General features: G+C 75.2%; 18 protein-coding genes. 10 read left to right on the top strand and 8 right to left on the bottom strand.

The window, feature by feature from the left end; translation table 11 throughout:
• Positions 1-198 precede the first annotated feature (198 nt).
• Both ACZ4VL_RS23450 and ACZ4VL_RS23445 read left to right on the top strand, forming a co-directional pair.
• Positions 199-636 (top strand): MarR family winged helix-turn-helix transcriptional regulator, encoded by a 438-nt coding sequence (locus ACZ4VL_RS23450; protein WP_385680965.1) that lies wholly within the window; start codon positions 199-201, stop codon positions 634-636.
• Between the two features lie 25 nt (positions 637-661).
• The gene (locus ACZ4VL_RS23445; protein WP_468203161.1) at positions 662-2,038 is read left to right on the top strand and encodes an MFS transporter; all 1,377 of its coding nucleotides are present in this window, start codon (positions 662-664) and stop codon (positions 2,036-2,038) included.
• Between the two features lie 573 nt (positions 2,039-2,611).
• On the opposite strand, the gene ACZ4VL_RS23440 is transcribed toward ACZ4VL_RS23445, so the two are convergent.
• Positions 2,612-3,679: a WD40 repeat domain-containing protein gene (locus ACZ4VL_RS23440; protein WP_468203158.1), complete on the bottom strand. Its 1,068-nt coding sequence runs from the start codon at positions 3,677-3,679 to the stop codon at positions 2,612-2,614.
• Between the two features lie 76 nt (positions 3,680-3,755).
• Here ACZ4VL_RS23440 and ACZ4VL_RS23435 point away from each other — a divergent pair, with 76 nt between their 5' ends.
• Both ACZ4VL_RS23435 and ACZ4VL_RS23430 read left to right on the top strand, forming a co-directional pair.
• Complete coding sequence (locus ACZ4VL_RS23435) at positions 3,756-4,448, top strand: GDSL-type esterase/lipase family protein (RefSeq protein WP_468203155.1); 693 nt, start codon at positions 3,756-3,758, stop codon at positions 4,446-4,448.
• 68 nt (positions 4,449-4,516) lie between these two features.
• Positions 4,517-5,506, top strand: coding sequence for an aldo/keto reductase (locus tag ACZ4VL_RS23430; protein WP_468203152.1), 990 nt, complete (start codon positions 4,517-4,519; stop codon positions 5,504-5,506).
• 259 nt (positions 5,507-5,765) lie between these two features.
• Here the strand turns inward: ACZ4VL_RS23430 and thpR are convergent, their stop codons facing one another.
• From thpR to ACZ4VL_RS23410, 4 genes are all read right to left on the bottom strand, one after another.
• Positions 5,766-6,341: an RNA 2',3'-cyclic phosphodiesterase gene (gene thpR / locus ACZ4VL_RS23425; protein ID WP_468203149.1), complete on the bottom strand. Its 576-nt coding sequence runs from the start codon at positions 6,339-6,341 to the stop codon at positions 5,766-5,768.
• A gap of 364 nt (positions 6,342-6,705) precedes the next feature.
• A complete protein-coding gene (locus tag ACZ4VL_RS23420; RefSeq protein WP_468203146.1) occupies positions 6,706-8,157 on the bottom strand; it encodes a flotillin family protein in 1,452 nt (483 codons plus the stop codon).
• Positions 8,158-8,314: 157 nt separating this feature from the next.
• Positions 8,315-8,518, bottom strand: coding sequence for a hypothetical protein (locus ACZ4VL_RS23415; protein ID WP_468203221.1), 204 nt, complete (start codon positions 8,516-8,518; stop codon positions 8,315-8,317).
• A gap of 109 nt (positions 8,519-8,627) precedes the next feature.
• On the bottom strand, positions 8,628-9,536 hold the full coding sequence (locus ACZ4VL_RS23410) for a DUF3027 domain-containing protein (protein ID WP_468203143.1): 909 nt from the start codon (positions 9,534-9,536) through the stop codon (positions 8,628-8,630).
• Positions 9,537-9,918: 382 nt separating this feature from the next.
• Here ACZ4VL_RS23410 and ACZ4VL_RS23405 point away from each other — a divergent pair, with 382 nt between their 5' ends.
• The 4 genes from ACZ4VL_RS23405 (at position 9,919) to ACZ4VL_RS23390 (ending at position 13,567) form a co-directional block, all read left to right on the top strand.
• Positions 9,919-11,289: an MFS transporter gene (locus tag ACZ4VL_RS23405; RefSeq protein WP_468203140.1), complete on the top strand. Its 1,371-nt coding sequence runs from the start codon at positions 9,919-9,921 to the stop codon at positions 11,287-11,289.
• A gap of 182 nt (positions 11,290-11,471) precedes the next feature.
• Positions 11,472-11,957 (top strand): DUF2771 domain-containing protein, encoded by a 486-nt coding sequence (locus ACZ4VL_RS23400; RefSeq protein ID WP_468203138.1) that lies wholly within the window; start codon positions 11,472-11,474, stop codon positions 11,955-11,957.
• A 16-nt stretch (positions 11,958-11,973) separates the two neighbouring features.
• Positions 11,974-12,720, top strand: coding sequence for a futalosine hydrolase (locus tag ACZ4VL_RS23395; protein WP_468203135.1), 747 nt, complete (start codon positions 11,974-11,976; stop codon positions 12,718-12,720).
• Positions 12,686-13,567 (top strand): 1,4-dihydroxy-6-naphthoate synthase, encoded by an 882-nt coding sequence (locus tag ACZ4VL_RS23390; protein ID WP_468203132.1) that lies wholly within the window; start codon positions 12,686-12,688, stop codon positions 13,565-13,567. Before ACZ4VL_RS23395 ends, ACZ4VL_RS23390 begins: the two co-directional genes overlap by 35 nt.
• A gap of 68 nt (positions 13,568-13,635) precedes the next feature.
• Here ACZ4VL_RS23390 and ACZ4VL_RS23385 read toward each other — a convergent pair whose 3' ends face one another.
• On the bottom strand, positions 13,636-14,019 hold the full coding sequence (locus ACZ4VL_RS23385; protein ID WP_125548056.1) for a cold-shock protein: 384 nt from the start codon (positions 14,017-14,019) through the stop codon (positions 13,636-13,638).
• Positions 14,020-14,208: 189 nt separating this feature from the next.
• Here ACZ4VL_RS23385 and ACZ4VL_RS23380 point away from each other — a divergent pair, with 189 nt between their 5' ends.
• Positions 14,209-14,502, top strand: coding sequence for a hypothetical protein (locus tag ACZ4VL_RS23380; protein ID WP_468203127.1), 294 nt, complete (start codon positions 14,209-14,211; stop codon positions 14,500-14,502).
• Positions 14,503-14,524: 22 nt separating this feature from the next.
• On the opposite strand, the gene ACZ4VL_RS23375 is transcribed toward ACZ4VL_RS23380, so the two are convergent.
• Both ACZ4VL_RS23375 and ACZ4VL_RS23370 read right to left on the bottom strand, forming a co-directional pair.
• Entirely contained in the window at positions 14,525-15,187 is a 663-nt protein-coding gene (locus tag ACZ4VL_RS23375; RefSeq protein ID WP_468203121.1) for an HAD family hydrolase, read from the bottom strand.
• A 153-nt stretch (positions 15,188-15,340) separates the two neighbouring features.
• On the bottom strand, positions 15,341-16,315 hold the full coding sequence (locus ACZ4VL_RS23370; RefSeq protein WP_468203118.1) for a hypothetical protein: 975 nt from the start codon (positions 16,313-16,315) through the stop codon (positions 15,341-15,343).
• 96 nt (positions 16,316-16,411) lie between these two features.
• Here ACZ4VL_RS23370 and ACZ4VL_RS23365 point away from each other — a divergent pair, with 96 nt between their 5' ends.
• Positions 16,412-18,919: a helicase-associated domain-containing protein gene (locus tag ACZ4VL_RS23365; RefSeq protein ID WP_468203115.1), complete on the top strand. Its 2,508-nt coding sequence runs from the start codon at positions 16,412-16,414 to the stop codon at positions 18,917-18,919.
• Positions 18,920-18,954: the final 35 nt, after the last annotated feature.

Raw genomic sequence — 18,954 nt, 5'->3', positions numbered from 1 at the left:
TGGCACGGGACGTGGACGCGCGTCGCTTTTCCCGGCCCGCTCACCCGTATGAGTGAGGGGCGGATGACGCGTACGAGTGACGGACGCGCGACGCGGCCGCGACGCGGGGCGTGCCGTGGGGCGTGCCGTGGGGCGTGCCGTGGGGCGTGCCGGCAAACCCGGTGTTACTTAGCCAGGGTAATGAGTTATTCTAAAGACATGCTTGACCTCAACCATGGCGACGACGCCGCCGCCGTGAACGACCTGCGCTCCGCCGTCATGCGGCTGGGCCGACGCCTGAAGCACCAGCGCGTCGACGAATCGCTGAGCCCGACCGAGATGTCGGTCCTCGGCACCCTCGCCCGGTGCGGCCGGGCCACCCCGGGCGAACTCGCCCGCCGTGAGCACGTCCAACCGCCGTCGATGACCCGCATCGTCGCGCTGCTGGAGGCCAAGGGCCTGGTCAAGCTGGAACCGCACCCCGAGGACCGCCGCCAGAAGGTGGTCAGCCAGACGGAAGAGGCCGAGGCGATGCTCGAAGAGAGCCGCCGCAAGCGCAACGCCTTCCTGGCCGGGCTCGCGGCAGAGCTGACCGAGGACGAATGGGCCAAGCTGCGCGCAGCCGCGCCCGTCCTGGAGAAGCTCGCCCACCTGTAGGAACAACACCAGGAGGCGAACGCCTTTGAGTACGGGAAACGGAGCATCCTCCGCACCCGGCCATACACCCACCCCTACCACTCGCACCGCGAGTGACACGCGCACCGCGAGCCGGACACCGAGAACCTCACGGAACTCGATGTTCAGCTCGCTGAGGATCCGGAACTACCGGCTCTTCGCCACGGGACAGGCCGTCTCGAACACCGGCACCTGGATGCAGCGCATCGCCCAGGACTGGCTGGTCCTGTCCCTGACCGGCTCGGCCTCCGCCGTCGGCATCACCATCGCGCTGCAGTTCCTGCCGATGCTGGTCCTCGGCCTCTACGGGGGCGTCCTCGCGGACCGGCTGCCGAAGCGGCCGCTGCTGGTCACCACCCAGAGCCTGATGGGGCTGACAGGCGTCGCACTGGCCGTGCTCACCCTCGCCGGACACGTCCAGGTCTGGCACGTGTACCTGGCCGCGCTCCTGCTCGGCCTGATCACCGTCGTGGACAACCCCGCCCGGCAGACCTTCGTCTCCGAGATGGTCGGCCCCGCGCAGCTCGCCAACGCCGTCAGCCTGAACTCGGCGAACTTCCAGTCCGCGCGGCTGGTCGGCCCGGCGCTCGCCGGTGTGCTGATCACCGCCGTCGGCTCCGGCTGGGCCTTCCTGCTGAACGGGCTGTCCTTCGCCGCACCCGTCGCCGGGCTGCTGCTGATGCGGACGGCCGAACTGCACCCGGTCCGGCCGCAGCCGCGCGCCAAGGGCCAGCTGCGGGAGGGCCTGCGCTACGTCGCCGGGCGGCCCGAGCTGGTCTGGCCGATCGTGCTGGTCGGGTTCATCGGGACCTTCGGCTTCAACTTCCCGATCTGGCTGTCGGCCTTCGTCGGGGACGTCTTCCACGAGGGCGCGGGCACGTACGGGTTCCTCAACACCCTGCTCGCCGCCGGCTCCCTGGCCGGCGCCCTGCTGGCGGCACGGCGCGGGGCCTCGCGGCTGCGGCTGCTGGTCGCGGCGGCGGTGCTGTTCTCCGCGCTGGAGGTCGTGGCCGCGTTCGCGCCCGGCTTCTCGCTGTTCGCGGCGCTGCTCGTACCGATCGGGATGTTCGGGCTGACGGTCAACGTCACCGCCAACGCGAGCGTCCAGACCGCCACCGATCCCGAGATGCGGGGCCGGGTGATGGCCCTGTACATGATGGTGTTCACCGGCGGCACCCCGCTGGGCGCGCCGGTGGTCGGCTGGATCACCGACACGTACGGGCCGCGGGTCGGCATGGCCGCCGGTGGCGCCGTGTCGCTGGTCGCGGCCGCCGGTATCGCGGTGGTCCTGTCCCGGGTCGGCAACCTCCGGCTGAGCGTCAGCCGCCACGGGGTGACGTTCGTCCCGTCGCGGCCCGGCACCGTCCTGGTCAAGGCGGCGTAACCGCCGCCGCCCGACCAAGGCAGCCCCGCCGGGCCGCCGGAGGCCGGGCCCCGCCGCCCGCCGGGGTCGGGGCCGCGGCCCTCCGGCCCGCCCCGGGCGGGGCGCCCTGCCGGGCCCGCCCGCCGCCGAACGACCGCGGACCGTGCGTGGCCGCTCGCGCAGTTCCCCGCGCCCCTGGCCCCCCGGGCGGCCGGCCCTGCCCGCCAGCAGACGCCAAGGCCGCCGCAAAGGGGCCGTCCCCGCCGCTGCCCCCTCCACCCGGTGGACGGCTGAGCGCGCAGTTCCCCGCGCCCCTGAGCCGGATCCCCGGGGCGGCAGAGCACTGCAGCGCCAGGGCCCGGCCGGGCAGAGCCCCCAGGGGCACGAGGCACTGCGCGCCCGAGCACACCCACCCCGCACCCCGCAGGGGCGCGGGGAACTGCGCGAGCAACCCCACACAGCCCGCACCCACCCACCTGTGGCCAGGAACCCAGGGGCGCGGGGAACTGCGCGAGCAGGCGGGCGCGGCCCGCAGCCGCCCGGCGGTGGGCGGGAGCACAGGGGCGCGGGGAACTGCGCGAGCAGGCCGCCGGGTCAGGAGGGCGGGCGGCGGCGGAGCAGGCGCTTGGCCGCCAGGACCCCGAGCCCGCCCAGCAACAGGACCGCCGCACCCTTGGTCAGGCCACCACCCCCCTGCGGCTGCGGGGCCGCCGCGGCACCCGGCGGGGTCCCCGGGGCGGTCGGCCCCGGGGACCCGGCCGGACCGCCCGCCGCCGACTTCACCGGCACCGCCACCACCCGGCTCCCCTCCCCCTCCGCCCCGAACAGCAGCGCCGACCCGTCCGGCGCGTACGTCACCGACTCCGCCTGGCCCTGCCACGGCGCGTCCACCCGCTCTCCCTCGCCCTCCGGCCGCCCGTCCTTCCACGGGTAGGTCCGTGCGAAGAAGTAGCCCCGCAGCGTGAGCCGGTTCCCGTCCGGCGAGAACGCCCCGTCCGTCACCCACGGCACGTCCGCCACCCGCCGGAACACGTTCGTCCCCGACCCGGTCAGCCGTTCCGGGCCCTCGTACAGCCCGCCCTTGTCCTCGCTCTTGCTCGCGATGTACACCCGGCCCGTCACCGGATGCACCATCAGCGCCTCCGCGTTGCGCGGCCCGTCGGCGTACTGCACCGTGAACTGCTCCGCCTCCACCGTGGCGTCCGCCAGTTGCTTCGGCTCCGGGAAGCGGTAGATCCACACGTGGTCCCAGGTGCCGTTGCGGTTGTCGCCGATGTCGCCGACGTACACCTTCCCGTCCGGCCCCACCGAGATCGCCTCGACGTCGCGCGGCCTGCCGATGCCGGTCAGCGTCAGCCGCGCGACGGTCTTGCCCGTCGCCGAGTCGACCGCGTACACGTACGGGCCGTCGTCGCTGTCGTTGTGCGTCCAGTACACGCCGGGATGGCTCCGGCTCGCCGCCAGCCCGCTCGACTCCTTGATCCGCGGATCGGCGAGGGTGAACCCGGTCGGCGCGGGCGCGGGCGTCGGGGTGGGCGCGGCGGCCGCGCCGGACGGTGCCAGGGCGAGGACGACGGCGGCCGCGACACCGGCGGCGGAGCGGGCGAACGGCGGCGGCAGCGGGAGCGGCGGCGGCAGCGGCGACGGCAACGGGAGGCGCATGACCCCAGCCTGCCAAAGCCGCCCGCGTGTCCGGCATCACAGGGGCGCGCGGCGCGTGATCCGCGATGATGACCGGATGCGTTTCATGTTCGTCGGCGACTCCATGACCATCGGACGCGCCGGCGACTACACCTGGCGCTACCGCATGTGGCAGCACCTCAACGCCACCTTCGGCGGCCCCTACCGGATCGTCGGCCCCCGCTGCGAGGTGTACGACACCGCCGCCGACGCGCCGACCAGCCACGCGTACGCCGACCCCGGCTTCCCCGACCGCGCCCGCCGCCACCTCGCCGGCTGGGGCGAGGGCTGGCAGCACATGGCCCCCGTCATCGGCCCCGCCGTCGCCGCCGGCCGGGCCGACGTCCTGCTCGTCTCCCTCGGCCTCATCGACCTCGGCTTCTACACCGGCGCCGAGGAAACCGCCGCGAACATGCGCCGGTTCGTCGCCGAGGCGCGCGCCGCCCGCCCCGGCATACGGATGGTCCTGCTGCCGGTCATACCGAACAGCCGGGCCGACGAGGACGAGCTCTTCGCCGCCGAGGTCGCCCGGTTCAACGAGCTCCTCGCCAAGGCCGTCGCCGACCTGTCCACCGACGCCTCGCCGATCCTGCTGGGCGCGCGCCCGGACGCGTACGACATCCACCGCGACACCTACGACGGCACCCACCCCAACGCCTCCGGCGAACACCGCCTGGCCGGTGAGTTCGCGGCCGTCCTGCACCAGGCCTGGGGCATCGGCGGCCCCTACCGACACGCCGACGCGGCCTGACGGCCCGTAACACGCCCTACGCCCGGGGCCCTTGCCTGGAGTGCACTCCACCCAGTTGGCTGGTGCCCATGAAGTACACACAGCTCGGGCGCACCGGCCTCAAGGTCAGCCGACTTGTACTCGGCACGATGAACTTCGGCCCCCAGACCGGGGAGCCCGAGAGCCACGCCATCATGGACGCCGCGCACGACGCCGGCATCAACTTCTTCGACACCGCAAACGTGTACGGCTGGGGCGAGAACAAAGGCCGCACCGAGGAGATCCTCGGCACCTGGTTCGCGCAGGGCGACCGCCGCCGCGAGAAGACCGTCCTCGCCACCAAGGTCTACGCCAGCATGGCCCCCGAGGGCGCGCCGTGGCCCAACTACGACCGGCTGTCGGCGCTGAACATCCGGCGGGCCGTCGACGCCAGCCTCAAGCGGCTGAACACCGACTACATCGACGTCTACCAGTTCCACCACGTGGACCGGCAGACCCCCTTCGAGGAGATCTGGCAGGCCGTCGAGGTCCTCGTCCAGCAGGGCAAGATCCTCTACGCCGGCTCCTCGAACTTCCCCGGCTGGAAGATCGCCCAGGCCAACGAGACCGCCGCCCGGCACGGCCGGCTCGGCCTCGTCAGCGAGCAGTGCCTGTACAACCTGGCCGAGCGGCGCGCCGAGATGGAGGTCATCCCGGCGGCGCAGGAGTACGGCCTCGGGGTCATCCCGTGGTCCCCGCTGCACGGCGGACTGCTCGGCGGAGCCATCCGCAAGGCGGCCTCCTCCGGGCGGAGCGCCTCCGGACGGTCGGCGGACGCGCTGGCCAACACGGCCGTGCGGGCGCAGGTGCAGGCGTACGAGGACCTGCTGGACAAGCACGGGCTGGAGCCGGGCGAGACGGCCCTGGCATGGCTGCTGACCCGGCCCGGCGTCACGGGGCCGATCGTCGGCCCGCGGACGCCGGAGCAGCTCGCCTCCGCGGTGCGGGCGGTGGAGCTGGAGCTGTCGCAGGAGGTCCTGGACGGGCTCGACGAGGTGTTCCCGGGCCCGGGAACCTCCCCGGAGGCCTTCGCCTGGTAGCGGCCGCTGCAGGGCCTGTCGGGTCGCTGTCGGGGCCGGCTGCGGCTACTGCCCGACGGCGGCCGCCACGGCCACGACGACGAACATCAGCACGAGCACACCGGCCATCACACGGTTACGGGTCTTGGGATCCACCCGTCGAGCCTAACGCGACCGCCGCCGCTCCCCGTACGGAGGGGCGCGGTGGCGGGCGGTGGGTGGGGTGCATCGGCGTGGTCGGCCGGCGGTCCGGCCGGCCGGCCGGGTCAGTCGGCCCGGGTCAGTCGGCGGGGTCGGTCGGCGGGGCGCCGCCCAGGGCCCACGCGCCCACCACCTCGTAGCGGGGACGCTCCCCGGGCACGCCGCCCGCGGGCAGGTTGCTGCGGACCAGGCTCAGCTCGGTGACCTGCCAGGGGCTGCCCTCGAAGCCGGCGAGGGCGTCCAGGTAGGGGCGCATCGGGGTGCCGCCCTGGCCGCGGGCCAGGGTGAGGTGGGCGGTGTACCGGCGGTGCTCCTCCATCGGCACCCCCGCCCGGCGGGCCGCGGCGTCGGCCCGCTCGGCCAGCAGCCGCATCGTGTCCAGCCCGCCGGCGGCGCCGGTCCACAGGGTGCGGTTGCCGAAGTGGCCGATGCCGTGGAGGCGGAGCGGGAAGGGATCCGTGCGGTGGGCTGCGCGGGCCAGGCGGGCGCGGAGGTCCGGGAGCAGCTCGTCCCGGACCTCGCCCATGAAGGCGAGGGTGAAGTGCCAGCCCGGCTCCGAGGTCCAGCGGAGCCGGCGGTCCCGGACGGGGTCCACGGCCCGGCGGAGCTCTTCGAGGGCCGCGGGGGGAGGCAGGACGGCGGCGAATAGCCTCATGCCGCCGAGCCTAGGCGCTCCGCCGGGCCGCGACCCCTCCGGCGCGGTTCCCCGCGCCCCTGCGCAGCCGATCCCCGGCCGGGGCCACCGGCCAGGACCCCCGCCCGCCGCTCGCGCAGTTCCCCGCGCCCCTGGGCTCCCGCCCCTCGACGAGCAGGTACCGGTCGGCTGTGGCTGGGCGCGCAGTTCCCCGCGCCCCTGACGGGGCCTGCCCCTGGGCGAGTGAGTGCCGGTCGGGTGTGGCTGGGCGCGCAGTTCCCCGCGCCCCTGGGCGCTCGGCCGGGGTCAGGGGCGCGGGGAACTGCGAGAGGACCACGCACGGCCCGCAGCCGACTACGTGCTCGGCCACGGGCGGCGCCGCGGGTCAGGGTTCCGTGAGGGGGATCGGGGTCGGCTCCGGCTGCGGCTGCGGCTGCGGCGGGGACATCGTGGACAGGAGCTGGCGGGCCAGGCCCAGGCCCGCGCCCCCCATGGTCAGGGCCTTCGTGAACATCTCCGACATGCCCTCGGCCCCGTTCAGCAGGACCATGTGGTCCACGTTCTCGAACGCTCCGGCCCCCGCCCGGACGATCGCCGGCCAGTTCTCGGCCAGCTGCTGCGCGACGACCGCCTCCTGGTTCTCCGCCAGCGCGGCGGCCCGCGCCTTGATCCCCTCGGCCTCCGCGAGGCCCCTCGCCCGGGCCGACGCCGCCTCCGCGAGGCCCTTCGCCTCCGTGGCGGCGGCCTCCGCCTCACCGGTGACGCGGGTCGCCGTCGCCGCGGCCGTACCCCGCGCCTCGGTCGCCGCCGCGTCCGCCGTGGCGGCGGTCGTGACCCGCGTCGCCTCCGCGGCCGCCGCCAGCTCGGTCTCCCGCGCCAGCGCCTCGGCGGCGGAGATCCGGGCGTCGCGTTCCGCCTCGGCGCGGGTCCGGATCTCGTACGCCGCCGCGTCCGCCGGCTTGCGGACGTCGGCCTGGAGCTGCTGCTCGCGCCGGTACGCCTCCAGTTCCGCGACCCGCGTCTCCTGGACGACGACCTCCTGCCGGGCGGCCGCCTCGGACAGCGGTCCGGCCTGCCGGGCGGTGGCCGCGGCCTTGTCCCGTTCGGCCTGGTAGCCGGCCTGGAGGATCTCGCTGTCGCGGGTGGCTTCGGCCATCCTCGCGGACGCGGTCTGCTCGGCCTCGGTCGCGAGCCGGTTGGCCTCGGCCTGGGCGATGCGCGCGTCCCGCTGCACGGCGGCGGCGTGCGGCATGGCCAGGTTCTTGATGTAGCCGGTCGGGTCCTCGATCTCGTGGATCTGCAGCGAGTCGACGATCAGGCCGAGCTTCTCCATCTCCGTACCGCAGGCGGCCCGGGTCTGCCCGGTCAGCTTCTCCCGGTCGCGGATCATGTCCTCGACCGTCAACCCGCCGACGATGGCCCGCAGATGGCCGGCGAAGACGATGTGCACCCGCTCCGGCATGATCTTCTGCTGGTCCAGGAAGCGGCGCGCGGCGTTGGCGATCGACACCATGTCGTCGCCGATCTTGAAGATGACGACGCCCTTCACCCGCAGCGGGATGCCCTGGTGGGTGACGCAGTCCACCGACAGCTGGGTCTCGTTCAGGTCCAGCGACAGCTTCCGCACCGCCTGGACGCCCGGGACGACCAGCGTTCCGCGCCCGGTGACGATCCGGAACCCCATGCCGTCGCCCAGGCCCTCGGTCTTGTGCGCCGAACCGGAGATGACCAGCGCCTCGTTGGGTTCGGCCACCCGCCACATGAGCTTGAACAGGCCGATCAGGGCAAGGACCGCAGCGAGAACGATTCCCGCGATGACGCCGACGTCCATCGGCAACTCCCCCCTCCGCGCAGCGCCGTTCGGCACTGACGAGGGTGCGAGTGTGCGCCCGCTCCGGCGCCGCGCAGAAGACGTCTGCGCGGTGTTGTCGCCGTCTTGGTACGGAGTCACAAAGGGGCGCTGCCAGGTTTACCGGCGTCACCCTGTCGTGGGATCAGTTCCCGTACGCCGCCATCACGTACACGGTGCGCGGCGGCTGGTACTCGATGACCGTGACCACCGTCCCGACCGGCAGCCGGCGGGTCCCGGGCGCCGGGTACGCGAGGAAGTGCTCGGCGCCGCCCCGGATCCGCACGATGACCTCGCCCACCAGGCCCGGCCCGACGGTGCCGGTGACCCGGCCCTCGCGCCCGACCATGCCGCGCTCCCCGTCCCCGGCCGCGTTCCCCACGATGCCCCCCATGCGCCGAGGGTACGCCGTGCGGGCCGGTGGGCCGAGGGGCTGCGGTGCGCGCCCCGGGCGGGGGTTACGAGTGCCCGAGGTCCGCGGCGGGCAGGTCCGCCGACGGCACCGATCCGGTGTCGGGGGCGGGGCGCAGCGGGAACTCGTCCGCGGCCATCGAGTCGAGGACGGGCGGTGCGGGCCGCAGCGGCTTCGGCATGACCGCGGCCTCGGAGTGGCCGCCGCAGCCGTACGAGAGGGAGACCAGGTGGCCGTCGGCGGGGCCGAACTCGTTGGCGCAGATGCCGAAGGCCTGGCCGAGGGAGCCGCCGATCGCGACGAGGAAGCCGCAGGAGACGCAGGAGGCGGGTGCGGCCTGGGCCATCGGGGTCTTGGCGCCGTAGCCCTCGTCCCAGCGGTCGGCGGCGGTGTGCAGGCCGTAGCGGGACAGGACGCGGGCGCGCCGCATGCCGAGTTCCTCCGCGACGGCGGTGATCGAACCGCGGGCGGGGACGACGGCGCGGTCGGTGACGTCGGCGTCCTCGGCCTCGACCAGTTCGGCCATCTCGTGGGAGACGGCGGAGTTCGGCGGCGGGGCGTCCTCGCCGGAGTAGCCGGGCTCCAGCCGCAGGTCGTCGGCGTCGGTGGGCAGCAGGTCGCCGGGGCCGAGGTCGCCGGGGCGCAGCCGCTCGCTCCACGGCACCCACTCGGGGGCGAGGAGGGCGTCGGAGCCGGGCAGGAGCACCGTTTCGTCGAGGGTGACGTTCTTCGCGCGGGAGGCGCGGGTGACGGTGACGGCCCACCGCCAGCCCCGGTAGCCGGGGTCCTTGCACTCGAAGAAGTGCGTGACGACGCGGTCACCCTCCGCGATCAGGGCCACGTGCTCGCCCACGACTCCGGGCGCGGCAAGCTCCTCGGCCGCCCCGCGGGCGAGGTCCACCGCCTCGGCGCACAGGCGGTCGGGGGTACGGCTTCGCGTCGTCGCAGCACTCACAGGTCTCGTTCTCTCCTACGCCGTCTCACGAGTGCGCCGTCCGTACTGTCGTCCACAACGACCCGTCGGTCCTGTCCGTACGTGGCGCGAGCGGAGCGGACCTGAGGGCCGCGTCGACGTCCGCGCCCGATCGGCCTCGGGCACACCCACCTGCAATCCATTCTGCGGGATCGCGAAGAGGCGCGCGGCCAAGAGCAACCGCCGGTGGCGCGCTACGCACGCTACCTCCTTCGACGCCCGTGGCCCACATGCAAGGTCCGATTCGCGGACAACCCTGCGACGCGACCGTAACCGGAACGCGGTTCCGGGCTCCTTCCGGGGCCGGCCGGGCCGCGGCCGCGGAGCGCGCCGGGACGGGACCGCGGCAGGCGTGTGGGGCACTATGTCGAGTGTGGCACCCGCACGGTCGTCGCGTGACGGCTCGGGACCGGCCAAACGGGCCGGCCGGGCGGTGGGGCGTGCCCTGCACCTCCCCGTCACCGGTACGGCGCGCGGGATCCGACGGGCGACGCACGCGCACGGGGCGGGCGAGTCGGGCCTCGGCAAGCTGATCGAACTGCACGCCGTGAACGGCGCCGGCGATGTGATGATCACCGTGGCGCTGGCGTCCACGGTGTTCTTCTCGGTACCCACGGACGAGGCACGCGGCCGGGTCGCCCTCTACCTGGCCATCACGATGGCCCCGTTCGCCGTGCTGGCCCCGGTGATCGGGCCGCTGCTGGACCGGCTGCCGCACGGGCGGCGCGCGGCGATGGCCGCGGCGATGCTGGCGCGGGCGGTGCTCGCGCTGCTGATGTCGGGCGCGGTGGCCACGGGCAGCCTGGAGCTCTACCCGGAGGCGCTGGGCGTACTGGTGGCCTCGAAGGCGTACGGGGTGGTGCGCAGCGCGGTGGTGCCGCGGCTGCTGCCGCCGTCCTTCTCCCTGGTGAAGGCCAACTCGCGGGTGACGCTGGCGGGGCTGCTCGCGACGGGCGCGGCGGCACCGGTCGCGGCCGGGCTGAACACGGTCGGGCCGCAGTGGCCGCTGTACGGGGCCTGCCTGATCTTCCTGGGAGGTACGTTCGCGGCGTTCACGCTGCCGCACGAGGTGGACGACGCCAAGGGCGAGCGGCGGGCCCGGCTGTCCACGCACGAGCCGCACTCGAAGAAGCCGGGGCTGCGCACGGTCAGCCGGTCGGTGCTGTGCGGCCTGCTGGCCAACGCGGCGATGCGCGGCCTGTCCGGGTTCCTGATCTTCTTCCTGGCGTTCCTGCTGCGGGAGCACCCGCTGTCCGGGCAGAGCGCGGCGGTGTCGCTGGGCATCGTCGGCGTCTGCGCGGGGCTCGGGAACGCAAGCGGAACGGCGGTGGGCGCCTGGTTGAAGGCGCGCGCCCCGGAGGGCATCGTCGCGGCGGTGCTCGTGCTGACCCTCGGGGTCGCGGTCCTCTCGGCGGTGTTCTACAGCGGGGTGATGGTGGCGGTGCTGGGGACCACGGCCGGGTTCTGCCAGGCGCTGGCGAAGCTGTCGCTGGACGCGATGATCCAGCGGGACGTGCCGGAGGCGGTGCGGAACTCGGCGTTCGCCCGGTCCGAGACGCTGCTGCAGGTGGCGTGGGTGCTGGGCGGGGCGATCGGCATCGTGCTGCCGCTGAACGGGGTGCTGGGCATGGCGGTGGCCGCCGCGATCGTCGCCGCGGGCACCACCATGGCCGTACGCGGCCTGCTGTCGGCCCCCCGCCACCACTCGGGCTCCCCGCGGCCCCGCGTGGCCTGACCGGGGCGGTGGACGGGGCGGGGCGGTTGACCGGGCGGGGCGGTGGAGGGGCGGTGGAGGGGCCCTGGGACGGGCTTCGGGGGTGTCGGGCGGGCCTGGCCGGGTGGGCCCGCGGCGGCGCGCCGCAGGTCGGCGGGACCCCGTGCGGCGGGGGAGCGCACGGGCCCGATAGCCTTCGGCTCATGACCGCACCGCTTATCTCGGGTAAGGGCCGCCGCAGCGTCGCGGCCCTCGCTGCCGTGTCCGCCGGCCTCCTCGTCCTCTCCGCCTGCGACAAGCCGACCCCGCTGGCGACCGTGACGGTCGGCACCTCGTCGGTGTCCTCCGAAGCCGTCTGCCAGGACGGCGGGGAGCTGTCCATCGAAAAGGTCCAGGAGTGCCTGACCGAGGCGAAGGACGCCAAGTCCATCGAGTACGGCCGCGGTGACACCCTGCGGCTGGGCGTCGAACCCGAGGTCGTCGAGGACGGCAACCGCTGGCAGGCCGTCCTGGACGGGCAGCCCATCACCGAGCCGTCGTCCAACACCTACCGCAGCTTCCCGGGCGCCGACATCTTCGCCACCGGCGGCCAGGGCGAGGCCCCGTCCTCGAAGAAGCTGAACATCGTCCAGGTCAGCGAGGAAGGCAAGCCGCTCGCCGTCTGGGCCTTCAACATCAAGCTCAAGTAGCACCGCGCAGGCGACCGTGCGCGCGCTCATCGTGACCGCGGTGGCGGCGGAGGCCGACTCCGTCGCCACCGGACTCACGCCCCACCCGGATCCCGCCACGCCGGAGCCGCGCGCGCTCCCGGGCGGCTGGCTCCTGGCCCGCCGCGACCTGCCGGGCCTCGCCGCCGACGTGCTCGTCGCCGGTGTCGGTCCGGCCGCGGCCGCCGCCGCCACGGCCACCGCCCTCGCGCTGGCCGACTACGGCCTCGTCGTCTCCGCCGGCATCGGCGGGGGCTTCCAGCCCGCCGCACCGCCCGGCTCCCTCGTCGTCGCCGACGCGATCGTCGCCGCCGACCTCGGGGCCGAGACCCCGGACGGCTTCCAGGACGTGCAGGAGCTCGGCTTCGGCCGCAGCGCACACCTGCCGCCGGTCGAGCTCGCCGCCCGCGCCGCCGAGGCCACCGGGGCGCTGCTCGCGCCCGTGCTGACCGTCTCCACCGTCACCGGCAGCGCCGCCCGCGCCGCCGAACTCGCCGCCCGGCACCCGCTGGCCGGGGCCGAGGCCATGGAGGGCTTCGGGGTCGCCGAGGCGGCCGCGGCGCACGGCCTGCCCGTCCTGGAGATCCGCGCCGTGTCCAATGCCGTCGGGCCGCGGGACCGGGCCGCCTGGCGCATCGGCGACGCGCTGGCCGCCCTCACCGCGGGATTCCGCGCTCTGGGGCCCGTACTCGTCCACTGGGGAGAACGCCATGAGCACCGACCTGAGCACGGCCGCGCATCCTGACGGGGCGCACCCGCTCACGATCGCCTACTCGCCCTGCCCGAACGACACCTTCGTCTTCGACGCCTGGGCCCACGGACGGGTGCCCGGGGCTCCCGCCCTCGACGTCACCTTCGCCGACATCGACCTCACCAACGGCATGGCCGAGCGCGGCGAGCTGGACGTGCTGAAGGTGTCGTACGCCGTCCTGCCGTGGGTGCTCGGCGAGTACGCGCTGCTGCCGTGCGGCGGGGCGCTGGGGCGGGGCTGCGGGCCGCTGGTCCTGGCCCGGGAACCGGGGCTGGACCTGGCCGGGCGGACGGTCGCGGTGCCCAGCGAGCGGTCCACCGCCTACCTGCTGTTCCGGCTGTGGGCGGCCGACGTGCTGCCGGACGGCGTCGGCAAGGTGGTCGTGCTGCCGTTCCACGAGATCATGCCGGCGGTGCGGGACGGCCGGGTGGACGCCGGGCTCGTGATCCACGAGGCGCGGTTCACCTATCAGGAGTACGGGCTGCACTGCCTCGCCGACATGGGAGAGCACTGGGAGCACACCACCGGCCTGCCCATCCCGCTCGGCGCGATCATCGCCAAGCGGTCCCTGGGCGCCGAGACCCTGCGGGCGCTGGCCGAATCCGCCCGCACCTCGGTCCGCATGGCCTGGGACGACCCGGAGGCCTCCCGCCCGTACGTGCGCGCCCACGCGCAGGAGCTGGACCCGGCCGTCGCCGACCAGCACATCGGGCTGTACGTGAACGAGTTCACCGCCGACCTCGGTGACGACGGCTACGCGGCGGTGCGCGGGCTGCTCACGCGGGCGGCGGCGGAGGGGCTGGTCCCGGCCATCGCGCCGGACGCGCTGTCCTTCCCGTAACCGGGCCGCGAACGGCGGTGCCCCGCCACTCGGGAGAGCGGCGGGGCACCGTGGGACACGGGGGAACGTCAGACGTCGAGCTGGTCCGCGACCGCGCGCAGCAGGCCGGCGATCTTCGTGCCGTGGCCCTTGTCGGGGTAGCGGCCGCGCTCCAGCATCGGGGTGATGTTCTCCAGCAGCGTGGTCAGGTCCTGCACGATCGAAGCCAGCTCGTCGGGCTTGCGGCGCTGCGCGGCAGCCACGGAAGGAGCGGGGTCCAGCACCGTCACCGAAAGGGCCTGGTCCCCGCGCTGACCTGCGACGACACCGAATTCGACACGCTGGCCGGGCTTGAGCGCGTCGACCCCGGCCGGGAGTACCGACGAGTGGACGAAGACGTCACCGCCGTCGTCCCGGGAGAGAAAGCCGAAGCCCTTCTCACTGTTGAACCACTTGACCTTGCCGGTGGGCACGTCTGTCCTCTGTCCTTGCTCGTCGGGTCCGGTCGGCCGCCTCGGCGGCTCCGGATAACAGCGCAGCGGGCCATGGGTGACCCGCCGACTCCAGGCTAGTGGGCGATGGGCAGGTGACAAGACGATCCCCGGTCCTTCGCCGGCTCTTCTCGCTGTCGGCTGCTCAGGCCAGGGAACTACCCTGGTCGGGTGACTGTTACTCCTCACACCGACGAACCGCGGCCCGGCGACGGCCTCGTGCGGGCCGGTGGCATCGTCTTCGTCCTCGGCGCCGTGGCCACCCTCGCGACGATGGCCCCGCTGTTCCTCCACACCGAGCCGCTGCCGTCGTACGCATGGGCCGTGTGCATGCTGATGGGCGTCGGCTTCGCGATCTCCGCGGCCGGTGTGCTCCGCTCGGCGGCGGCCCAGCGCCGGGCCGCCCGCGCGGCGACGGCACCGTCGCAGGGGGCCTCGTCGCCGGCGGCCCCGTCGGAGCGCTGAGCGGCGGAGCGCCGAGCCCCGCTCAGCCCACCTGCGCCGCCACGGCCGCCCGCCCGTTGCCGACGTACTCCGCCAGCCAGTCCGGCAGCGTGGTGAGGTCCGGCAGCACCACGTCCGCGCCCGCCTCCCGCAGCTGCGGCTCCGGGCACGGGCCCGTGGGGACCGCGACCGACAGCGCGCCCGCGGTCCGGGCGCCGCGCACGTCGCCGACGTGGTCGCCGACGTACACCTGTGCCCCGTACGCCCGCAGCGCCTCCGCCTTGGCCTCGGCCCACAGCCAGCCGATCACCGCGTCGGCGCGGATGCCGAGGTGGTCAAGGTGGAGGCGGGCGTTCGGCTCGTGCTTGGCGGTGACGACGATCGCCCGGCCGCCGAGCGCCTGCACGGCCGCGACGGCCTCGCGGGCACCGGGCATCGGCAGCGTCGGCTCGATCGCGTACGCCGGGTACAGCTCCCGGTACCGGTCGGCCATGGCCTCGATCCGCGACTCCGGGAACCAGTGGGCGAGCTCCTGTTCGAGCGGCGGCCCGAGCCGGGTGACCGCCTCGTCGGCGTCGATGAACGTCCCCGTCTCGGCCGAAAGCGCCTGGTAGGCGGCACGGATGCCGGGGCGCGAGTCGATGAGCGTCATATCGAGGTCGAAGCCGACGGTCAGCGGGGCGGGCACGGAGGTCTCGGAGGTCATGCACCCCATTCTGCCGACCCGGCCCCGCCCGGAACTGAACCCCCCGCAACCCCACCCCGAACCCCGGGCGAACACCCCGCCCCGACCGGGAACGCGGGCCCCGCACGGCGACGGCCCCACCTGGCGCGAGGGGAGGCCGGGGCCGGGAGGGCGTCAGCGGCGGCGGGCGCGCCAGATCAGGTACGCGGCGGAGGCCAGGGCCGCGCCGCGGGCCAGCCAGGGCCACATGCCCTGGAAGACGCCGCCCAGCCCCTCGTCCGTCAGCGGCTCGCCCCAGCGCCCCTCCAGCCGGCCCCACAGCCAGACCACCGCCCCGGCGAACACCGCCCCCGGCAGCCCGAACACGACCGCCTTCCGCTCGGTCGGCCCGAGCACCCGGGACGCGTACGCCAGCACCCAGCCGCCGATCAGCAGCAGCCAGAAGCCGGTCACCACCCCGGCCACCAGGACGGCCGCGGCCAGGAGGAGGAGAGCGTGGGGCTTCGGACGCGGCGCCGCCGCCGGGGCCTTGGCCGGGGCCGCCTCCGGGGCCGCGGCGGCCTCCTTCTTCGCGCGCCGGCGCTCCCGCACGTAGCGGGCCAGGGTCTGCTTCGGCGCGGCCTCCCCGGCGGCCTCGGCGTCCTTGGTGTTCTTGGTGGCCCCGCCGGGCCGCTTCCCGTCCTCCGCCCCCGCTTCCGCTTCCTCGCGGCCCTCCGGGTGCGTCAACAGCTCCGGGATCTCGATCCCGCCCGTGAAGCCCTCCACCTGCGGCCCCCGCCCCTGCGCCGCACCGCCGTACGGGCTCGGGGTGACGCGCCACCAGTCGGGCTCGGCCCGGTCCGCCGCGGGCGCCCCCCGGCGCGGGGCCCGCTGGGCCGGGACCGCCCCCGCCTCCGCCCGGGACGCCCCGTCCTCGCCCGACGGCGCGCCGGCGCCGTCCAGGACGTCCTCCGGCGCGCCGATCCGCCGCAGGATGTGCCGGACCGCGTCCGGCGTCTCCGGCTCGTACTTGGCGCGCCGACGGTCGATCTCGTCCCGCAGCCCCGCCACCAGGCGCATCCGGTCACCGGACGGCATCTGCCGCTGCTGCGCCAAGTCCCCGACACGGCTCAGATATTCGTAGACGAGGTGGTCGCTCTCGATCCCCATGCCCGGCTCCTCCCGTACCGCCCCGTACCGCCCTTCCGAAAGGTAGCGCGTGCGGCCCGTGGAGCCGTCGAGGGCGCAGCGGATACCGTTGGCCGGATGGGGACCGGCCGACGCGACCAGGAGGCGACCGTGCCTGAGCCGAGCAGCGCCACAGCAAGCAGCAGCGCCCCGCGCTCCCTCGCCGAGGCGCTGCGCGCCCGCGACGACGCGGCGCTCGCAGCCCTGCTGCACGCCCGCCCGGACCTCCTCACCCCGGTGCCGGGCGACGTGACGCAGCTGGCGACGCGGGCCGGGACCCGCGCGTCGGTGGTGCGCGCCCTGGACCGGCTCGACCGGTTCGCGCTGCAGACCGCGGAGGCCCTGGCAGTGGCCCCGGACCCGTGCCCGTACGAGGTCCTGGAGTCGCTGCTGGCCGGCACCCACACCCCGGGCGACACCGGAGCCCCCGCACCCACGGACAACGGCACCCGCGCCGAGCTGCCCCGCGCCGTCGCCGCCCTGCGCGACCAGGCCCTGGTATGGGGCGACGACGACCGGCTGCGCCTGGTCCGCACCGCCCGCGAACTCCTCGCGCCCTCCGCCTCCCGCCCCTCGCCGACCGGCCTCGGGCCGACCGTCGCCGAGGCCACCGCCGGCATGTCCCCGACCCGGGTGCAGGAGATCGTCGCGGCGGTCGGGCTGCCCGCCACCCATGACCCGGTGTCGGCGGTAACGGCGCTGACCGGCCTGTTCACCGACCCGGCGCGGATGGCGGCCCTGCTGGCGGCGGCCCCGCCGGAGGCCCTGCAGGTGCTGGACCGGCTGGTGTGGGGGCCCCCGTACGGGGAGGTCACCCCGGACCCGGCGCCGCCGGTGCGCTGGCTGCGCGACCGCGGGCTGCTGCTGCCGGCGACGGCGCGGACGGTGGTGCTGCCGCGCGAGGTCGCCCTGTACCTGCGCGGCGGTCTGGCGCACCGCACCCCGGAGCCGCTCGCACCGCAGGTGACGGCGCAGCGCGAGCACCGTCCACAGCTTGTGGACGCCAACGCGGCCGGGCAGGCCCTGGCGGCCCTCGCCACCGTCGAGGAGCTGGTGAAGTCCTGGGAACACGCCGGCCCCCCGGTACTGCGCGCGGGCGGCCTGTCCGTACGCGACCTCAAGCGGACCGCGGCCACCCTGGACGCCGACGAGCCGACCGCCGCGTTCTGGGTCGAACTCGCCTACGCCGCCGGGCTGCTGGCCAGCGACGGCGAGGCCGACGAGCGGTACGCCCCCACCCCCGCCTTCGACGACTGGCTCGAACTCCCGCCCGCCGAGCGCTGGTCGACCCTCGCCACGGCCTGGCTGTCGGCCACCCGCACCGCCGGCACGGTCGGCGAACAGGACCCCAAGGGTCGCTCCCTCGCCGCCCTCGGACCCGGGCTCGACCGCTCCGGCGCCCCCGAGGTGCGCCGCCGGGTCCTCGACCTCCTCGCCGCCCTGCCCGAGGGCGGCGCCCCCGACCCGGAGGTCCTCCTCGAACGGCTCGCCTGGGAGCGGCCGGTCCGCGGCACCAGCGAACTGCGGGCCCGCCTCGCCCGGTTCACGCTCACCGAAGCCGAGGTGCTCGGCGTCACCGGCCGCGGCGCGCTCTCCACACCCGGCCGCGCCGTGCTGGAACACCGGGACCCGGCGCCACTGCTGGCCCCACTGCTGCCCGAACCGGTCGACCACGTGCTGCTCCAGGCCGACCTGACGGCGGTGGCGCCCGGGCCGCTGCGCCGGCCCCTCGGCGAGGTCCTGGCCGTGCTGGCCGAAGTGGAGTCCAAGGGCGGGGCGACGGTCTACCGGTTCACGCCCGGCTCGGTCCGGCGGGCCCTGGACGCCGGGCGAACCGCCTCCGACCTGCACGCCTTCCTTGTCGAGCACAGCATCACCCCGGTCCCGCAGCCGCTGACGTACCTGATCGACGACGTGGCCCGGCGCCACGGCCACCTGCGGGTGGGGGCCGCGTCCTCGTACGTGCGCTGCGACGACGACGGCATGCTGAACGAGATCCTGGCCGACAAGCGGTCCGCCGGGCTCGGCCTGCGGCGCCTCGCCCCGACCGTGCTGGCCGCGCAGGCCGACCCCACCGCCCTGCTCGACGGGCTGCGGGCGATGGGCTACGCCCCGGCCGCCGAGTCCCACACCGGCGACGTGCTCGTGGCCCGGGCCGATGCCCGCCGCACCCCGGCGCGCGCGAAGCCCGTACCGGTGCCGGAGGGGCCGCCGGTGCCGGACGAGACCCTGCTGGGGGCGGCCGTACGGGCCATCCGCGCGGGCGACCACGCGGCGACGGCGGTCCGCAAGGAGCCGGCGGGCGCGGCGGCGGGCGCGTGCGCGGACTCGGCCCCCGCGCCGGGCGAACTCCCGCGCACCAGCGCGGCGGAGACCCTGGCGACGGTGCAGGCGGCCGCGCTCACCGGATCGTCGGTGTGGATCGGCTACGTCAACGCGGAGGGCGCGGCGAGCCAGCGGGTCATCGCCCCGGTGCGGGTGGAGGGCGGCTTCGTCACCGGGTACGACCACACGGCCGACGAGGTGCGGACGTACGCCCTGCACCGCATCACCGGGGTCGCGGAACTGGAGGAGGAACACCTGTAGCCGGGGCCGGGCGCCGGGACGCGGGTCACGGTCGC

The sequence above is a fragment of the Streptomyces sp. NPDC029014 genome (assembly GCF_055564695.1).
The sequence above is the reverse complement of the archived record's forward strand: the minus strand, read 5'-3'. Positions and strand labels throughout refer to the sequence as shown.